The 17,906-nt window shown below is 45.4% G+C and carries 16 protein-coding genes and 1 pseudogene; 14 read left to right on the top strand and 3 right to left on the bottom strand.

The features are described 5' to 3' along the window. Positions 1-409 precede the first annotated feature (409 nt). Both ubiT and ACVA54_RS13515 read left to right on the top strand, forming a co-directional pair. Positions 410-937 (top strand): ubiquinone anaerobic biosynthesis accessory factor UbiT, encoded by a 528-nt coding sequence (gene ubiT, locus ACVA54_RS13520; RefSeq protein WP_182852562.1) that lies wholly within the window; start codon positions 410-412, stop codon positions 935-937. Further along, positions 921-1,424 carry a GNAT family N-acetyltransferase gene (locus ACVA54_RS13515; protein ID WP_099080194.1) on the top strand — a complete coding sequence of 168 codons (504 nt, stop codon included), beginning with the start codon at positions 921-923 and terminating at the stop codon, positions 1,422-1,424. The genes ubiT and ACVA54_RS13515 overlap by 17 nt, the downstream gene beginning before the upstream one ends. 73 nt (positions 1,425-1,497) lie before the next feature. On the opposite strand, the pseudogene ACVA54_RS13510 reads toward ACVA54_RS13515, so the two are convergent. Continuing rightward, positions 1,498-1,959: pseudogene (locus ACVA54_RS13510) on the bottom strand (hypothetical protein). 63 nt (positions 1,960-2,022) lie between these two features. Here ACVA54_RS13510 and ACVA54_RS13505 point away from each other — a divergent pair. From ACVA54_RS13505 to deoD, 10 genes are all read left to right on the top strand, one after another. Next, positions 2,023-2,421, top strand: a complete 399-nt coding sequence (locus tag ACVA54_RS13505) for a DNA polymerase III subunit psi (RefSeq protein WP_099080195.1) — start codon at positions 2,023-2,025, stop codon at positions 2,419-2,421. Positions 2,422-2,433: 12 nt separating this feature from the next. Next, on the top strand, positions 2,434-2,889 hold the full coding sequence (gene rimI / locus ACVA54_RS13500) for a ribosomal protein S18-alanine N-acetyltransferase (protein ID WP_446616952.1): 456 nt from the start codon (positions 2,434-2,436) through the stop codon (positions 2,887-2,889). A 129-nt stretch (positions 2,890-3,018) separates the two neighbouring features. Next, positions 3,019-4,608, top strand: coding sequence for a peptide chain release factor 3 (prfC, locus tag ACVA54_RS13495; RefSeq protein WP_099080197.1), 1,590 nt, complete (start codon positions 3,019-3,021; stop codon positions 4,606-4,608). A gap of 102 nt (positions 4,609-4,710) precedes the next feature. Beyond that, positions 4,711-4,875, top strand: a complete 165-nt coding sequence (locus ACVA54_RS13490; RefSeq protein WP_172438154.1) for a DUF5363 family protein — start codon at positions 4,711-4,713, stop codon at positions 4,873-4,875. Beyond that, a complete protein-coding gene (locus ACVA54_RS13485; protein WP_119463509.1) occupies positions 4,862-5,635 on the top strand; it encodes a TatD family hydrolase in 774 nt (257 codons plus the stop codon). The genes ACVA54_RS13490 and ACVA54_RS13485 overlap by 14 nt, the downstream gene beginning before the upstream one ends. Before the next feature lie 204 nt (positions 5,636-5,839). After that, on the top strand, positions 5,840-7,123 hold the full coding sequence (locus ACVA54_RS13480; protein WP_099080199.1) for a NupC/NupG family nucleoside CNT transporter: 1,284 nt from the start codon (positions 5,840-5,842) through the stop codon (positions 7,121-7,123). 580 nt (positions 7,124-7,703) lie between these two features. Continuing rightward, complete coding sequence (deoC, locus tag ACVA54_RS13475) at positions 7,704-8,480, top strand: deoxyribose-phosphate aldolase (protein WP_099080200.1); 777 nt, start codon at positions 7,704-7,706, stop codon at positions 8,478-8,480. Positions 8,481-8,578: 98 nt separating this feature from the next. Further along, the gene (deoA, locus tag ACVA54_RS13470) at positions 8,579-9,907 is read left to right on the top strand and encodes a thymidine phosphorylase (RefSeq protein WP_119463508.1); all 1,329 of its coding nucleotides are present in this window, start codon (positions 8,579-8,581) and stop codon (positions 9,905-9,907) included. 68 nt (positions 9,908-9,975) lie between these two features. After that, complete coding sequence (locus ACVA54_RS13465) at positions 9,976-11,196, top strand: phosphopentomutase (RefSeq protein ID WP_099080202.1); 1,221 nt, start codon at positions 9,976-9,978, stop codon at positions 11,194-11,196. A 187-nt stretch (positions 11,197-11,383) separates the two neighbouring features. Next, positions 11,384-12,103 (top strand): purine-nucleoside phosphorylase, encoded by a 720-nt coding sequence (gene deoD / locus ACVA54_RS13460; RefSeq protein ID WP_099080203.1) that lies wholly within the window; start codon positions 11,384-11,386, stop codon positions 12,101-12,103. 110 nt (positions 12,104-12,213) lie between these two features. Here the strand turns inward: deoD and ACVA54_RS13455 are convergent, their stop codons facing one another. After that, on the bottom strand, positions 12,214-12,819 hold the full coding sequence (locus ACVA54_RS13455; protein WP_099080204.1) for a YtjB family periplasmic protein: 606 nt from the start codon (positions 12,817-12,819) through the stop codon (positions 12,214-12,216). Between the two features lie 91 nt (positions 12,820-12,910). Here ACVA54_RS13455 and serB point away from each other — a divergent pair, with 91 nt between their 5' ends. Continuing rightward, positions 12,911-13,891 (top strand): phosphoserine phosphatase, encoded by a 981-nt coding sequence (gene serB / locus ACVA54_RS13450; protein WP_099080205.1) that lies wholly within the window; start codon positions 12,911-12,913, stop codon positions 13,889-13,891. Positions 13,892-13,940: 49 nt separating this feature from the next. Here the strand turns inward: serB and ACVA54_RS13445 are convergent, their stop codons facing one another. Beyond that, positions 13,941-16,289, bottom strand: coding sequence for a PilZ domain-containing protein (locus tag ACVA54_RS13445; RefSeq protein WP_446649691.1), 2,349 nt, complete (start codon positions 16,287-16,289; stop codon positions 13,941-13,943). Between the two features lie 150 nt (positions 16,290-16,439). On the opposite strand from ACVA54_RS13445, the gene radA reads away from it, so the two are divergent. Next, positions 16,440-17,819 carry a DNA repair protein RadA gene (gene radA / locus ACVA54_RS13440; protein WP_099080207.1) on the top strand — a complete coding sequence of 460 codons (1,380 nt, stop codon included), beginning with the start codon at positions 16,440-16,442 and terminating at the stop codon, positions 17,817-17,819. Positions 17,820-17,906: the final 87 nt, after the last annotated feature.

Below are 17,906 nucleotides of genomic sequence, written 5' to 3'. Positions count from 1 at the left end.
GTGGGCTGTCACCAAATGAGTATGAAAGACAGTATTTTCAGAAGCTTGAAAGTGTATAGAGATCTGGGGTCTTACCAGTTATTAAAGAATTTATCAATGTCTTAGCATCGATAATACAGCGAAGGTCAAAAAAATGACGCATTTGTTTGAGACATGGCGGTTTTATGCCCAGATAACCACTTTTCACTTGATTCTGAAAGAATGTTCTTGTGTATATGTGCCATGGTGCGACGATTTGTCTTTTAAAATCAATACTACCCATTAAGCTAGCCAGTTAAGACAACGTTATGCATTTTGGGCTTGAAAGTCACGGAGTATAAACAAACTGTTTTCTTGATAAATGACAGGTACAGGTATTACTCTATTGCGTAAAATAGACAACCTTATGACAAAGTAACGGATAATTAGCGTGTTAAACAAGATTCGCAGTCAACTAGTAAACAACGCAGCATCAATTTTGCGATCTCCAGTCCAGTTATTACCACAAGCTGTTCAGAAAAAAGCCTTGTTAGAAGGACTGAAAATGGTGTTCAAGGAAGCGTTAGAAGATGGCGACTTTGAATTCCTTGAAGATAAGTGGTTAAAAGTTGCGATTAAAGACTTGAACTTAGCATGGTACATCAGCTACCAGGACGGAAAGTTAGTGGTTGCGGAGAAACCAGTTCAGGAAGACGTTAGCTTTAGTGGTCACCTTAATGATTTGGTGTTGATTGCTGGCCGTAAAGAAGATCCTGACACGCTGTTCTTTCAACGCCGCCTTTCTATTGAAGGCGATACTGAGCTTGGTTTGGAAGTAAAAAACTTAATGGACAGTGTCGATTTAGAGCAGTTGCCAAAAGCGATGCAGGTTGCATTGAGTCAACTAGCGGACTTTGTTCAAAAAGGGGTTCAAGAGCTAGCACAAGAAACCGGAGTGACGAATGCTTATTCGAACTGAAGCGCCCGCAGACATTCTCAAGATTGACGGCCTATTGAAGCACGCATTTCCGACGGAGGCCGAAGCCAATTTGGTGATGCGTTTACGTGAAAATGGCAAGCTTACTCTGTCGCTCGTAGCGTGTACGGATGATGGTGAAGTGATCGGGCATGCTCTATTTAGCCCAGTAACTTTGAACGGCGAAGATTTATCATGGCAAGGTCTAGCACCGTTAAGCGTACATGAAGATTACCGTCGCCAAGGCATTGCTTCTGAGTTAATTAAGGAAGGTTTTGAATTTTTGCGTGATTTCGGTTACCCAGTTTGTGTCGTATTGGGGGCGCCGGATTACTACGCGCGTCAAGGTTTTAAAGCCGGTGAAGAGATGGGCTTTGACTGCGCATGGGAAGTGCCCCAAGGAGCATTCCGCGTAGCAGAATTGGTGGAAGGTCAGTGCGATGGACGTTCTGGGCGCATCGATTATGCACCAGAATTTTCTGAGCTATAATCATTGAGATTGAATGACAAAGCCCGCTGTAAAAAGCGGGCTTTGTTTTTATGAAGTGACGAAGAAAAATGATTTAATCTTGTTCTTGTTCTTGGACGCGCTTTTTGCCCCAAATTTCGATTTTTGCTTTTTTACTTACACTGGCCACATGAGTACCATGTTGCCCTAACCATTGTATGCCATACCAAGACGTTTGAGTTTGACATTTTCAGAACCTGGTAGAGTCTAAGCTCGTGTTGACATGCCTTTGGTTAACGTACTCGTCATGGTCTTAAGTTCTTTCTCGCTACCATCGGTCATGGTGATTTTCATGTTTTTGAAGTTCACCTTGCCTGAGTGCACTTAATTTTAATTTTGATTTTGCTAAACTGGCGGTTTTTCAATAAACCGTTCGGTTCTACGGTATCAGTCTCGGTTTGGAAGTTAACGGTTTTTGATCGATAAGTTGCCAGTTATCATGGCTGCTCTTAGCAAAGGTAACAAAGCTGGTGGCCGAGATTAGCAGTGCAATAGGGATTGATTGGAAAAGCTTCATAACACCTCTGACTTTACCTGCGATTATTTGGTAGCATTGCCTCGTTCAATTAGGTGACAAAAAATGTCAATAAACGAGAAACAGTATTTAAATGAAATGGGGATCAGCACATGGGAGTTGATCCATCCAGATAGGTTGGAAAACTATCAAGTGCCAATGTTACGTTTGCAAAGTTCTTGTAAACTCCTATTGGTTTCACCAATGTGTCCAGAAAATGAGACAGCATTGATGTTTGAGCGGGTGCTAAAAAGCATCAAGCTCACACTTGATGATGCGCTGCATCTAGAGCCAGAGCGTTTATCATCATTGGGTGAACATGAGTTGGATTGGGTGTGGTTTGCTGGCTGTGAAGCCGATACGAGTATTAATGCTAAGCAGCTGACTTCGCCGCTATTAAAAGACATTGATGGTAACAACGAACAGCGCCGCGCCTTATGGCAGCAGATTTGTTCATATTCTTAATGGAGCAAACGCGTGACGATTGAAATTACGCCGATGAGTGCTGAACACTTAGATCAAGTATGGCAAATTGAACAACAAGCCCATTCTCACCCTTGGGCAGAATCGATCGTTCGTGACTTGTCTAGCCGAGGTGCATGTCATCATGTGATGACCGACGCCGACGAGGTTGTGGGTTATTTCTATGGGCAGAACATTGTCGGTGAAGTGACGCTACTTAATATTGCCGTTGCACCGAGCCAGCAAGGCAAAGGATTGGGTCAAAAGTTGCTTGACGCATTTCTAGGTTACTGTGAGCAAGCCAAAGCAGAGAGTGCTTGGCTAGAAGTTCGTGAAAGTAATTTGCCAGCGATTCATATTTATGAGCAAGCCGGTTTTAATGAAGTGGATCGCCGTTACAACTATTACCCAGCTAAAACCGGTAATGGCAAAGAAGATGCAATCATCATGAGCTACCTGTTCTTTTATTAATTACTGTCGCTCAAACCTCAAGGAAAGTTGCCCCTAGCGCAATAATAGGGGACAATACCGCGTAATATTGAATCAAAAAAGCTTGTTCGAGATTCGGGTAAGCAATAGACATCAAAGAAGACGATTTTCATGTCAAATACACCTTTTCTAGGCGAAGTTTCTAAGCGTAGAACGTTCGCTATTATTTCTCACCCGGATGCGGGTAAAACCACCATTACTGAAAAAGTACTGTTATTCGGAAACGCAATCCAAAAAGCCGGCACGGTTAAAGGTCGTGGTAACGCACAACACGCAAAATCAGACTGGATGGAAATGGAAAAGGAACGTGGTATCTCGGTAACCACTTCTGTGATGCAGTTCCCTTACAATGATTGTCTGGTAAACCTACTGGATACGCCAGGACACGAAGATTTCTCGGAAGATACGTACCGTACACTAACGGCGGTTGACTCATGTCTGATGGTGATTGATGCAGCGAAAGGTGTCGAGGATCGTACTCGCAAACTGATGGAAGTGACGCGTCTACGTGATACACCAATCGTCACCTTCATGAACAAACTTGACCGTGATGTTCGTGATCCAATGGAAGTATTGGACGAAGTAGAAAACGAACTGGGCATGATGTGTGCACCAATTACATGGCCAATCGGTTGTGGTAAAGAGTTTAAAGGTGTTTACCACATTCACCGTGATGAGACGATTCTGTACGAATCTGGTCATGGTCATGAGATCCAAGAAGTTCGCATCATCAAAGGTCTGGACAACCCTGAACTTGATGAAAAAGTAGGTGAAAGCCTAGCGGCAAGTGTTCGTGAAGAACTTGAACTTGTGATGGGCGCTTGCCCTGAGTTTGATCACGAAGCATTCCTTGTCGGTGAGTTAACGCCAGTTTACTTCGGTACGGCTTTGGGCAACTTCGGTGTTGATCACATGCTAGATGGCCTGACTGAATGGGCGCCAGCGCCGAAAACTCGTCAAGCGGTTGAGCGTGATGTTGAAGCGACCGAAGAGAAATTCTCTGGTTTCGTATTCAAAATTCAGGCAAACATGGATCCAAAACACCGCGACCGTATTGCATTCATGCGTATTGTATCAGGCACGTACACGCAAGGTATGAAGATGAACCACGTTCGTCTTGGCAAGCAAGTGAGCATTTCTGACGCGGTAACCTTTATGGCGGGTGACCGCTCACGTGCGGAAAATGCTTACGCGGGTGATATTATCGGTCTACATAACCACGGTACAATCCAAATTGGTGACACTTTCACTCAAGGTGAGTCGCTGAAGTTCTCTGGTATTCCAAACTTTGCTCCAGAGTTGTTCCGTCGTATTCGTCTAAAAGATCCATTGAAGCAGAAACAGCTGCTAAAAGGTCTGGTTCAGTTATCTGAAGAGGGGGCGGTACAGGTATTCCGTCCGCTACAAAATAACGATCTGATCGTTGGTGCGGTCGGTGTACTTCAGTTTGACGTGGTTGTGGCTCGTTTGAAGTCAGAATACAACGTTGAAGCGATCTATGAAGGGGTTAACGTTGCAACTGCGCGTTGGGTTGAGTGTGGTGATGCGAAGAAACTGGATGAGTTCCAACGTAAGAACCAAGCGAACCTAGCGCTAGATGGCGGTGATAACCTAACGTACATTGCCCCAACGATGGTTAACTTGAACCTTGCTCAAGAACGTTTTCCTGATGTCGATTTCCGTGCAACGCGTGAGCACTAATCGCATCTAAGCCGCTCTACATTGAGCACTGGATTATAGGCCGCCGTTAGCTATACACTTAGCTAACGGCGGCTTTTTATTTGGTGTACAGAAAGGTGTGAAATGAATTGGTTTAAGAAAGGACTCAAACGTTACGACGATTGGTGTAAAGAGATGGGACTAACACCAGATCAAAGGCGCAGTTGTGTACCGTATAAACCAGACCCTGCTCATGACGCTTCTTCTAATAAAGAAGAACAAGAGAAGCCGAATAATGAAACTGTTTGATACCCATTGTCACTTCGATTTTGATGTGTTCCAAGACGATTTTGCACATCAGTTTGAGCTTGCTCGTGAGCAAGGTATAGAACGTATCTTGATCCCTTCAGTAGGACCAAGCAATTGGTCTCGCATTCAAACTATAGCCAGCCAATACCCGGGTCTTTACTACGCTTTGGGTTTTCATCCTTACTTTCTTCAGCCTGATTTTGATCAACACGTCGCTGAATTGGAACGGCAGTTGTCACAAGCGGGTAAGCACTGTGTGGCAATTGGTGAGTGTGGTTTAGATTTTTCCATCAATGTTCCTGTAGCACTTCAAGAACGAGCCCTTGAGTTGCAGTTTGAACTTGCGCGAAAATTCAAACTGCCCGTTATTCTTCACTGTCGTAAAGCGCACAATCGACTCGTTCAAATGGTCAAAACGGCAAAACTGCCTAAAGGTGGCGTGTTACATGCGTTTTCTGGTAGCTATCAACAAGCGATGGAATGGGTTCGATTAGGCTTTTTCATTGGGGTGGGCGGCACAATTACTTACCCAAGAGCGAACAAAACGCGCGACGCGATTCAAAGACTATCTCTTGAACATCTGGTTTTAGAAACGGACGCGCCGGATATGCCCATACTTGGATATCAAGGGAAGCCCAACCACCCAAGTAAACTTATTCATGTGTTGAATGAACTTGCGCTTTTGCATTCACAGCAATGGCAAACGATTGCGTGCCAGATGTGGGAAAATAGCAATTCAGTATTCTCAATATGTGAATAAAATCGAAATATGCTGTTTAAAATAGAAAACGTTTTCCTTCCTATTGTGACATGCCTCACAAATGGGGGTGAATCCATGATGAATCTTATAGGAAAGTGTGAAGGTGGCATTACTTTAATTGATGCTGCATGAGTATAATTGCCCCCGCTTTATAGCTCCATTTTGTAACACGCCAATAAATAACTTATAAGGAAGTCATAAACTATGAGCCTGTTTATGAGCCTAGTCGGTATGGTAGTGCTTCTTGCTATTGCATTTGCATTTTCTAATAACCGTAAAGCTATCAATCTAAGAACTGTGGGTGGCGCATTTGCTATCCAATTCGCATTAGGTGCATTTGTTCTTTATGTACCTTGGGGCCGTGATCTACTAAACGGTTTCTCTACTGGTGTTTCTAACGTTATCAACTACGGTAACAATGGTTCATCATTCCTATTCGGTGGTCTTGTTTCTGACAAGATGTTCGAAGTGTTCGGTGGCGGCGGTTTCATCTTCGCATTCCGCGTTCTTCCTACTCTGATCTTCTTCTCAGCACTGATTTCTGTTCTTTACTACATTGGCGCAATGCAGTGGGTTATCAAGATTCTTGGTGGTGCACTACAAAAAGCGCTCGGTACTTCTCGTGCGGAATCAATGTCAGCGGCTGCTAACATTTTCGTAGGTCAAACTGAAGCACCGCTAGTTGTTCGCCCATTCGTTCCAAAAATGACTCAATCTGAGCTATTCGCAGTAATGTGTGGTGGTCTAGCCTCTGTTGCTGGTGGTGTACTAGCAGGTTACGCATCAATGGGTGTTCCACTAGAATACCTAGTAGCAGCATCATTCATGGCAGCACCAGGTGGTCTACTGTTCGCTAAGATTCTTCACCCAGAGACTGACAAGCCTCGCGAAGATTTCGAAGAAGCAATGGACGGTGGCGATGATAAACCAGCTAACGTAATCGACGCAGCAGCAGGCGGTGCGGCTTCTGGTCTACAACTTGCGCTAAACGTAGGTGCAATGCTAATCGCTTTCGTTGGTCTGATTGCTCTTATCAACGGTATGCTAGGTGGCATTGGTGGTTGGTTCGGTATGCCTGAACTCACTCTAGAGCTAATCCTAGGTTACGCGTTCTCTCCACTAGCATTCCTAATCGGTGTTCCATGGGACGAAGCAGTTGTTGCTGGTTCATTCATCGGTCAGAAACTCGTTATCAACGAATTCGTTGCGTACTTGAACTTCACTCCTTACCTAGGTGAAGGCGCTCAAGTGGTTGCGGCAACGGGTGAAGTAATGTCTGAGAAGACAACGGCTATCATCTCATTCGCACTATGTGGCTTCGCGAACCTTTCTTCTATCGCGATCCTACTTGGTGGTCTAGGTAGCCTTGCACCAAACCGTCGCAGCGATATCGCTCGCATGGGTATTAAAGCCGTTCTTGCTGGTACGTTGTCTAACCTAATGGCAGCGACGATTGCAGGCTTCTGCCTTAGCCTTGCAGCACTTTAATTAGAATCGGTTCTTAATATATAGACGCCGTTTTAAATCATGCCCTGTAGCAAGAAATTGCTGCGGGGCATTTTTCGTTTTTGGCCCAAAAAAATTTAACCGCATGTAGGACGACGAGAGTCGCTTACGCAGTCGGTGGAATAGGGGTTGGAAAATTTTGAGATACAAACCGTTTGCGCTCTATTTGGTGCTACAGTTTTGCGGTGAAACTCTATAATGTAGTAATTACAAAGTCGTGGTTATGATTATCAAATAATCACTGAGTGAATAGTACATACTCAATGGGCAAATGAATTGCCCTTCATGTTACATCTTACAAGCGTTTTTCTTTGTGATGTGATATTAAAGACACCGCAATCATAGATTGTTGTGCCATAGGCCAAACTGGTACTGTGCGGTGACAAGGATAGCAATTGGCATATGAATTTTTCGCTGACTATGCCGAGTCTTCAGGGAACCAAGTCCGTTCATTAATAGACTGATTAGCCAAATTTTTACACACTGTCTTCTTCTTGATTATAGTTAGATAGTTGATATGAGGTTAAGCAGTGAATTTTTTGAATATTGATCGGAGATAGAAATGAGCGATTTAAAAGCAGCAGCACTACGTGCACTTAAACTAATGGACCTAACGACGCTGAATGATGATGACACTGATGCAAAAGTGATCGCATTATGTCATGATGCGAAATCAGCAGTAGGTAACACAGCTGCAATCTGTATTTACCCTCGCTTTATTCCTATTGCTAAGAAGACACTTCGTGAGCAAGGCACGCCAGACGTTCGCATTGCGACAGTAACCAACTTCCCACACGGTAACGACGATATTGAAATCGCAGTGGCTGAAACAAAAGCGGCAGTTGCTTACGGTGCAGACGAAGTAGACGTGGTTTTCCCATACCGCGCTCTAATGGCTGGTGATGAGAAAGTGGGCTTTGAACTTGTTAAGCAATGTAAAGAAGCTTGTGGTGACATCCTTCTTAAAGTGATCATCGAAACGGGTGAATTAAAAGAAGAAGCGCTAATCAAGAAAGCATCTCAAATCTGTATCGAAGCAGGTGCTGACTTCATTAAAACTTCAACGGGTAAAGTGCCAGTTAACGCAACACCAGAATACGCACGCATGATGCTTGAAGTTATTCGTGACATGGGTGTTGCTGAGACAGTTGGTTTCAAACCAGCAGGTGGTGTGCGTACGGCTGAAGATGCGGCTGCATACCTAGCAATGGCTGATGAAATCCTAGGTGACAATTGGGTTGATGCTCGTCACTACCGTTTTGGTGCGTCTAGCCTGCTAACAAATCTACTAAATACATTAGAAGTATCGGACCAAGTCGCTGATCCATCAGCGTACTAATTCCAAATAAAGCGTCTGAATGGTAGCACCAGCTTCGGTGCTACCAACCTCTTCTACCCTACTATTACCATGGCTCATAAAGAGCTTGGGAGGAACTAATGTATTTACCTCAAGAGATCATTCGTAAAAAACGTGACGGCGAAGTTCTTACTGCTGACGAAATCAATTTCTTCATTCAAGGCGTAGCAGATAACAGCGTATCTGAAGGTCAGATCGCGGCATTTGCTATGGCTATCTTCTTCAATGAAATGACGATGCCAGAGCGTATCGCACTGACTTGTGCAATGCGTGATTCGGGCATGGTCATCGACTGGAGCCACATGAACTTTGGTGGTCCAATTGTCGATAAACACTCAACAGGTGGCGTGGGTGACGTGACTTCTCTGATGCTTGGCCCTATGGTGGCAGCATGTGGCGGTTTCGTACCCATGATTTCTGGCCGTGGCCTTGGCCACACTGGCGGTACACTGGACAAGCTTGAGTCAATTCCTGGCTACAACATCACACCAACCAATGACGTCTTTGGTCAAGTAACCAAAGACGCAGGTGTGGCGATCATTGGTCAAACGGGTGATCTAGCGCCAGCGGATAAGCGCGTTTACGCAACTCGCGATATCACGGCAACGGTCGATAACATTTCACTGATCACGGCGTCGATTTTATCGAAGAAGCTTGCTGCAGGTCTTGAGTCTTTAGTGATGGATGTAAAAGTAGGTTCTGGTGCATTTATGCCAACTTACGAAGCGTCTGAAGAGCTAGCAAAATCTATCGTTGCGGTAGCAAATGGTGCTGGTACAACGACAACCGCTATCCTGACAGACATGAACCAAGTGCTGGCTTCTTCTGCGGGTAATGCAGTAGAGGTACGTGAGGCGGTTCGCTTCCTAACGGGTGAATACCGCAATCCACGTCTACTTGAAGTGACCATGGCATCATGTGCAGAAATGCTGGTACTTGGCAAGCTTGCTGAGAATACGGAAGATGCTCGTGCGAAACTGATGGAAGTACTTGATAACGGTAAAGCGGCTGAATGCTTTGGTAAGATGGTTGCTGGACTTGGCGGACCGGCAGACTTCGTAGAAAACTACGATAACTACCTAGAGAAAGCCGAAATCATCAAGCCTGTTTACGCCACAGAAACGGGCATCGTTTCAGCAATGGATACGCGTGCTATCGGTATGGCTGTGGTTTCTATGGGTGGTGGTCGCCGCGTTGCGACGGACGAAATCGACTATGCGGTTGGTTTCGACAACTTCATTCGTTTGGGTGAAGTCGCAGACGGTGATAAGCCTCTTGCTGTTATCCACGCTCGCACCGAAGTGCAGTGGGAAGAGGCCGCTAAAGCCCTTCGTAACGCCATTAAGGTGGGGGGGGAATACACACCAACGCCAGAGGTTTACCGCCAAATCCGTGCAGAAGACATCTAATCGATTAAGTAATTACGTAGGCCTGCTCAATTATAGCTAAGACACCGAGTGGGCCTAAGGAACGAGCAATGAAAAGAGCATTTATTTTAGTACTAGACTCATTCGGCATTGGTGCAAGCGCAGATGCTGAGCAATTTGGTGATGTAGGTTCAGACACGCTAGGTCATATCGCTGACCAGTGTGAGCAAGGCTTAGCGGATAACGAGCAGCGTCAAGGCGCACTTCGTCTTCCAAACCTATCGAAACTCGGTCTGGCAATGGCACACAAAGAGTCAACTGGTCGCTTCGCACCGGGCTTAGACGCAGAAGCTGAAATCATCGGTGCTTATGGTCATGCGGCTGAGCTTTCATCAGGTAAAGACACGCCTTCAGGCCACTGGGAAATCGCAGGTGTACCTGTTCTTTTTGATTGGGGTTACTTCACTGATAAAGCGAACAGCTTCCCGAAAGAGCTGACTGACCGCATCCTTGAGCGTGCTGGCCTAGACGGTTTCCTAGGTAACTGCCACGCATCTGGTACGCAAGTACTGAATGATCTGGGTGAAGAGCACATGAAGACGGGTAAGCCGATCTTCTACACCTCTGCAGATTCAGTATTCCAAATCGCGTGTCACGAAGAGACATTCGGTCTAGAGCGTCTACTTGAGCTGTGCCAAATTGCGCGTGAAGAGCTGGAAGATTACAACATCGGCCGTGTGATTGCGCGTCCATTTATTGGCCCGGGTAAAGGTCAGTTTGAGCGTACTGGTAACCGTCGTGATTTGTCTGTTGAGCCACCGGCGACAACGGTTCTCCAAAAGCTAGTAGAAGAGAAGCAAGGTAACGTCGTCTCTATAGGTAAGATCGCAGATATTTACGCAAACTGTGGTATCACTAAGAAAGTGAAAGCGACAGGTATTCCAGCATTGTTTGAAGCAACGCTAGAGCAAATCAAAGAGGCGGGTGATAACACCATCGTATTTACGAACTTCGTAGATTTCGACTCAGCTTATGGCCACCGCCGTGACGTGGCTGGTTATGCTGCGGCACTTGAATACTTTGATGGCCGTATCAACGAAGTTCTCGATATAATGGAAGAAGACGACGTACTTATCCTAACGGCGGACCACGGTTGTGACCCAACATGGCCAGGTACTGACCATACACGAGAGCACATTCCAGTGGTCGTTTACGGTAAGAAAGTGCCAGCAGGCTCATTAGGTCGTCGTGATAGCTTTGCAGATATCGGCCAAACATTGGCAACGTACTTCGGTACTTCTCCAATGGAATACGGTAAGAACTTTCTATAATAGATAAACTATTGAAAACAGGGAGCATGATAGCTCCTCGTTTTATGTTCGCAGTGCTAAACCTATCTAAATAATTGGACCATTTACTTATCTAGATAGGCATTAGAATACTGCTTGTCAAAATCATATCAATCTAGTCCATTCCTCCATCAGAGGAGAACGCTAGAGACAGGTTAAGGAATAAAACATGGCAACTCCACATATCAACGCAGAAATGGGTGCTTTCGCAGACGTCGTTCTAATGCCAGGTGACCCGCTACGTGCAAAATACATCGCTGAAACTTTCTTAGATGATGTTGTTCAAGTATGTGATGTTCGTAATATGTTTGGTTACACAGGTACTTACAAAGGCCGTAAGATCTCTGTAATGGGCCACGGTATGGGCATCCCATCATGTTCAATCTACGTGACTGAGCTGATCAAAGATTTCGGCGTGAAGAAAGTAATCCGTGTAGGTAGCTGTGGTGCAGTAAACGAAGACATTAAAGTACGTGATGTTGTGATCGGTATGGGCGCGTGTACGGACTCTAAAGTCAACCGTATCCGCTTCAAAGGTCATGATTTCGCAGCCATCGCTGACTACAAAATGGTTCGCGCAGCAGAAGAAGCAGCAAAAGCGCGCGGCGTAGACGTAAAAGTAGGTAACCTATTCTCAGCTGAACTGTTCTACACGCCAGATCCAGACATGTTCGACGTAATGGACAAGTACGGCATCGTTGGTGTGGAAATGGAAGCGGCGGGCATCTACGGCGTTGCAGCAGAGTACGGTGCAAAAGCACTGACGATCTGTACGGTTTCTGACCATATTAAAACAGGTGAGCAAACCACATCGGAAGAGCGTCAAAATACGTTCAACGACATGATGTTGATCGCACTAGATTCTGTACTGCTTGGTGACGAAGAATAAGCGACGTAGAGTCATCTTTTTAGTTAAAGCAATACGTAAATAAAACAGCCCGCACAAAGCGGGCTGTTTTTTTATTCGAAATAATGACCAGCTCTTTGTTACGATTGCTATTATTTGGTCAAAAGCAGGTTCTCACCTTTCTTACGGCGGATCGACTGTCTACGTAAAATCATAATAAACAACATGCCGCACACAAAGCTCATCAATACCATCATGTACATGTAACGATCGCTTTTGCGATAGTGATGATCGGAGATGGCGGTTACGCGACCAGTTTCAAACGTGACGCGGACAAAACCGATGATCGCGTCATCTGAAAATACTGGTTCAACCAATTGTTGGCGGCCAATTGATGCGGTAGCCAGTGGCGTATCTAGCCCCAAGACTTCTCGCACGGATAGTGCGCCTTCACTCGATGCTAATCTTACGCCCTGTGCATTATAAATGGTCGCATCGAATACTAAGCGATCTTGCGCGAGTTGGTTGGTCAGCTTAAGAAGCCGCTCTTGATCTTTATTCAAAATCATTTCGCTGGCAGATAACGAAGCCTGAGAGATCAACACTCGACTCAGAGTCTCAAGCTGCTGTGCTTGAATCTTTTCGTTGCCTTTACTTATCACTACGCTATTTTTAAATGTGAAAAATAGCATCAAACCCAGCAAGATTAACGCTAAAATTCGTAAGGCATTCTTTACTGAGAACAAAGATTCACTCATGCACTTTACTCGTCCATTCAAAATAAAACAAAGACTTGCCTTTTTAGTTTGTTGAGGTAACGTTTTAGCAAAGTCATAAGGGATTATATACATGGATGCGTCAAAAAGCTTGCCTATCAGAAGGCACACGACTCTTTTAAAACGACTACCTGAAACTCGATTTGCGACTCAGCGGGATAAAGCCAAAGCGAACTGGATTGTTTTTGCACCGTGCCTTACTCCCGGCCTGTTTGAAGATATCGACTTTTTTACAGGCCTTTACACTCCAGTTTTAGATACTTGGAAAGTGGGGCAGTATGAAGTGGCTCTGATGGGGGGAGAACTCACCACGGAGCATCAAACTATTCTGAAAAGCCTCAACCTTGATTATGCCTCGCTGAATGAAGTACCGGATCTCTCTGCTCCCGGGCTTATCGTATTTGATATGGATTCCACGGCGATTCAAATCGAATGTATTGATGAAATTGCCAAGCTAGCCGGTGTCGGAGAGGAAGTGGCTGAGGTGACAGAGCGCGCCATGCTAGGTGAGCTAGATTTTGAACAAAGTTTGCGTCAGCGCGTTGGGAAGTTGAAAGGGGCGGATGAAGTCATTCTCGAACAAGTGCGTAGTCAATTGCCATTCATGCCAGACTTTGAATCTTTGATCGCCACATTGAAAGCGTTAGGCTGGAAAACAGCGATTGCATCAGGTGGTTTTACTTATTTCTCTGACCATATAAAAGAGTGCGTAGGGCTGGATTTTGCGCGTTCGAATCAACTGGATATTGTTAAAGGCAAGCTCACCGGTGAAGTATTAGGCGATGTGGTGAATGCCCAGACTAAAGCGGATATTTTGGTCGAGTTGGCCCAAGAGTACGATATTGAATTGCACAATACCGTCGCTGTTGGCGATGGCGCAAATGACTTGCTGATGATGTCCGTTGCTGGGTTAGGTATTGCCTACCACGCGAAACCAAAGGTGGAGGAGCAGGCTCAAGCTTCGGTGCGATTCGCTGGGTTAGGTGGCGTGTTGTGTATTCTTTCGGGGGCGTTGGTGAAGCAGCAAAAAATCAGCTGGAAGTCGAAGCCATAATGGAATGGACAGTAAGATAATAAAACACCGCCAAGTTGGCGGTGTTTTGCTATTCGGTCAATTCTAATCTCACGATGACTTCTTCGGTGATGTCTTCAAACTCACTATAGCCGACTAATGCGGTTAACTCTTTTTCGAGTTTATTTGCTTGGTGGATACTAAATTGGGATAAGTCCTCTAAATCCTGACGCAACAAGCTAGTGATAGGATCAAAGATTGGTGCGGTTGATATCCTTGTGGCATAAAAATCGCCCATCATACGAGCTTTTTTGATGAAGAGGATACGCTCTTTCAAATTGGCAAACTCTTGCGGTAACTTTGACTCCACGGCGGTGATTGTCGTACCGATTTTTGTCACGCTCGTATAGATATCCTGATGTTTTGCTTCCGCTCCGTCAATACGCTTGATTGGATCTGCAATTAACGTGTTCGAGCGGCCTTTAAACAGAGGTTCCAATGAAAACATTTGGTTGTGACCTAAGCGAGCATAGAGTTCGAGGTGCTTTGGTAACGGAAAATTTACCCCAATGACTGGTGTACTCACGGAAGACGCGGCGCTCTTACCGATAAAGATAGGCGTACTCAACGTGCGTGATAGAAGCAGGCTATGCAACCTCTCTAAAAGATCATGGTTTGGCAGCACTTCTTTTTGTGGAATAAGCTTATCTTGGTTGTGCTCAATGATACTGTTAAGAAACGCAATGATTCGCATGGTTTTGCTATATTCGTCAATCACCAATTGAACATTGAGGCCGTCAGGGCTCACTCGGACTACGCGATAAGGTACAGCGCTTAAAGGTAACTTTTTGTCATAAAGCTGAAGCTCACGAAAGTTAATCAGTACTTCTTGTCCGGAGCGCAATAATGCGGGTTCATCTAACCTGATGTTTAGGCCGCGCTTAGAGATATCAGCAGTAAAACCAGCCGTTTTTATCGTGTCGTATTTGAACTCCAATGGAGTTTTAAATCGGTAGCGGGGCTCCTTTCGACGTGACTTTGCGTCAAAATAGATCCCTTTTGGATTTCCGATGATTTTGCGAGGATGACGAAATACATTGAGTGTATTCGCCAGTAAGCGAGGCTTCTCGGTCAATAGGTAATCTTGCCCCGATTCCTGATCGGCTATTTCTTGTAAAATACCGATGTGAGTCAATGAGTGTGAACGGTCTGCCAGCTCTGCCGAGAATGTCGCGAGGTCATGCTTCTCTTGTTCGGATAATTCAAAAATGGAGAGGCAAAATGCCCGCCAGCTTGGTCTTTTTGCGCCAAGATGCCAAAACAGCTGGCGTTGCTCTCTGCTTGCTTCAGGCCTCAGCATCGAATAGAAATACGTTTTGTTTTCGTGCTCGTGCGTGAAAGAGTAAATGACATTGGTGGTGCCTTTTACACCAGGAGTAATCAGTGATGCCATTCTTTGTTCATGAAATAAGGAACCAAATACCTGTTGGTTACGTTCATCATGCCAGTATTGCCATAACTTTTGGTTATTTTCTGTCAACATGGCCAGCTTCAGCTCGCTGCCTTCAAAGAACAGCGGTAAATTACTGGTGTGTTTTAATGAAATGTTTTCGTAGCCGCGAGTGCGTAATCGAATGATTTTGTCCTGATTATCATGGCGAGCGCGCTTCGTCGCACTATTTAAAGCTTCATCAATGACTTGTGCAACAATGTTCGTTTTGGTTAGACGAATAGTGCGCAGATAACGGACAGCGTTATTTTCATAGCAATCGTCCACTGCGAGTACGCGGTACGCAAGCGCCTTCTCTATGCCGATGACTTGGGATTTATTGGCCAATTCAGTAAAGGTCACCTGAAGCACCTCGCCCAAACTGTAATTGAATGCGCTAGGAACTTTAAATTTGGCACCCGAACAGGAAAGGTCGATGCTTAGGGCATGGAGAGTTTGGCCATTTGAGCGAATAATTTCGACTTGAGACTGAACCTTGAGACGCTTTTCCTGACGCTTTAAATCGTAGCCTAGATGAATAGGCTCTGCCAAAAAGGGACTGTTGGGGTCGGTAAGTGATTTGGCGTCATCTATGTCGTCGTTCTTATTCAATGCGCGAAAGCTATTACGTGTATTGATTAGCGCTTCCCACATACCTTCAGTGTAACCACCGAACTTCTCGATGTTTCTGTGATAGGCATTAAAGGCAACGTCATCTAGCCAATGCGAGATGCCATCTAAAAGATATTTACGACACTCACCATTCACGCGGCCTCGAAGGTCGATGCTTTTGGTGCACGGCGCCATCACACGATTGAGTTCCATTTTCACCAGTAACTTTGTTGATGGTGGTTCGCCTTCTGTCAGTTGGCTGAGAACGAAATCGAAGTCATCGGCACCGTAAGTGGGAATCAGTCGTTCAGCGAGCGAGAGTATTTCAGATTGCTGCATGATTTCTGTTAGAGTATGTCGTTATTTAATTTGTATCGGCTAAACCTAGCAAAGCTTGAGTATATCAATAGTTATCGTTAGGTAGGCACTGGCGTAACAGTGTTTGGTCACATTTGTTGAAAATATTGAGTGTTTAAAAATCGAGGCATCATGGCGAAAGCAAAACGAGCGTATGTTTGTAATGATTGTGGCGCAGACTTTCCACGTTGGCAGGGGCAATGTAATGCGTGTGGCGCGTGGAACACGATTACTGAAGTTCGAATTGCAGCGTCGCCAACCGTTGCTCGCAATGAGCGCTTGAGTGGTTACGCAGGTTCTGCAACCGAGTCAAAAGTACAGACGCTATCTGAGATTGACTTGCAAGAAGTGCCTAGATTTACCAGCGGCTTTAAAGAGTTAGATCGAGTACTTGGCGGCGGTGTTGTCCCAGGAGCGGCCATTTTGATTGGTGGTAGTCCGGGGGCCGGTAAGTCGACCTTACTATTACAAACCATGTGTTTATTATCGTCACAAATGCCGACGTTATATGTCACGGGTGAGGAATCATTGCAGCAGGTAGCGATGCGAGCGTCTCGTTTAGGGTTGCCAAAAGAGCATTTAAAAATGCTATCGGAAACCAATGTAGATAGCATTTGCCAAATCGCAGAGAAAGAACAGCCTCGCATTATGGTGATTGACTCGATTCAGGTTATGCATGTTTCTGACGTTCAATCCTCTCCAGGGAGTGTCGCGCAGGTCCGTGAATCCGCAACCGCGCTAACTCGTTACGCAAAGCAGAATAACGTTGCCGTCTTTATTGTTGGTCATGTAACGAAAGACGGTACGCTGGCGGGGCCTAAAGTACTTGAACACATCATTGACTGTTCCGTCTTATTAGATGGCGGAACAGACAGTCGATTCCGAACGCTACGCAGCCATAAAAACCGTTTTGGTGCGGTGAATGAGTTAGGCGTGTTTGCCATGACAGGACAAGGGCTAAAAGAAGTCAGTAACCCATCCGCTATTTTCCTATCACGTGGTGAAGAAGAAACGTCAGGCTCTTCGGTTATGGTGGTATGGGAAGGGACTCGCCCTCTACTCGTAGAAATTCAGGCGCTGGTGGATTATTCTCAATTAGCAAACCCACGTCGAGTTGCAGTAGGTCTGGAACAAAACCGCCTCTCTTTATTATTAGCGGTCCTGCATAAGCACGGCGGTTTACAAATGGCAGACCAAGATGTGTTTGTGAATGTGGTTGGTGGTGTGAAGGTGACAGAGACCAGTGCAGACCTTGCGTTGGTCATGGCGCTTTTATCCAGCTTCCGCGATCGCCCATTACCCAAAGATGTAGTGGTATTCGGTGAAGTTGGTTTGGCGGGTGAAATTCGTCCGGTACCAAGCGGTCAAGAACGTTTGAATGAAGCCTTTAAGCACGGTTTCAAGAAAGCCATCGTACCAGCCGCCAATATGCCGAAAGGTGGCATCCTAGGAATGCAAATCCACGGCGTGAAGAAGCTTTCAGAGGCGATAGAAGCGTTTGATGAGTTGTGAGTTGCTATCAAGTTGGGCACTCGTAACCGTTGGATGGCGAAAAACTGGGATTTTTCACCGCAAAATACTACACTTGGCTATTGTTTT

This window comes from Vibrio sp. PNB23_22_6 (assembly GCF_052877535.1).
The sequence above is the reverse complement of the archived record's forward strand: the minus strand, read 5'-3'. Positions and strand labels throughout refer to the sequence as shown.

Excerpts from the sequence above, each read along its gene's own strand:
- ACVA54_RS13490 (WP_172438154.1), top strand. The coding sequence starts at position 4,711 with ATGAATTGGTTTAAGAAAGGACTCAAACGTTACGACGATTGGTGTAAA.
- radA (WP_099080207.1), top strand. The coding sequence starts at position 16,440 with ATGGCGAAAGCAAAACGAGCGTATGTTTGTAATGATTGTGGCGCAGAC.
- ACVA54_RS13505 (WP_099080195.1), top strand. The coding sequence starts at position 2,023 with ATGTCAATAAACGAGAAACAGTATTTAAATGAAATGGGGATCAGCACA.
- ACVA54_RS13445 (WP_446649691.1), bottom strand. The coding sequence starts at position 16,289 with ATGCAGCAATCTGAAATACTCTCGCTCGCTGAACGACTGATTCCCACT.
- ACVA54_RS13480 (WP_099080199.1), top strand. The coding sequence starts at position 5,840 with ATGAGCCTGTTTATGAGCCTAGTCGGTATGGTAGTGCTTCTTGCTATT.
- deoC (WP_099080200.1), top strand. The coding sequence starts at position 7,704 with ATGAGCGATTTAAAAGCAGCAGCACTACGTGCACTTAAACTAATGGAC.
- ACVA54_RS13455 (WP_099080204.1), bottom strand. The coding sequence starts at position 12,819 with ATGAGTGAATCTTTGTTCTCAGTAAAGAATGCCTTACGAATTTTAGCG.
- ACVA54_RS13465 (WP_099080202.1), top strand. The coding sequence starts at position 9,976 with ATGAAAAGAGCATTTATTTTAGTACTAGACTCATTCGGCATTGGTGCA.
- deoA (WP_119463508.1), top strand. The coding sequence starts at position 8,579 with ATGTATTTACCTCAAGAGATCATTCGTAAAAAACGTGACGGCGAAGTT.
- prfC (WP_099080197.1), top strand. The coding sequence starts at position 3,019 with ATGTCAAATACACCTTTTCTAGGCGAAGTTTCTAAGCGTAGAACGTTC.
- deoD (WP_099080203.1), top strand. The coding sequence starts at position 11,384 with ATGGCAACTCCACATATCAACGCAGAAATGGGTGCTTTCGCAGACGTC.
- ACVA54_RS13515 (WP_099080194.1), top strand. The coding sequence starts at position 921 with ATGCTTATTCGAACTGAAGCGCCCGCAGACATTCTCAAGATTGACGGC.
- serB (WP_099080205.1), top strand. The coding sequence starts at position 12,911 with ATGGATGCGTCAAAAAGCTTGCCTATCAGAAGGCACACGACTCTTTTA.
- ACVA54_RS13485 (WP_119463509.1), top strand. The coding sequence starts at position 4,862 with ATGAAACTGTTTGATACCCATTGTCACTTCGATTTTGATGTGTTCCAA.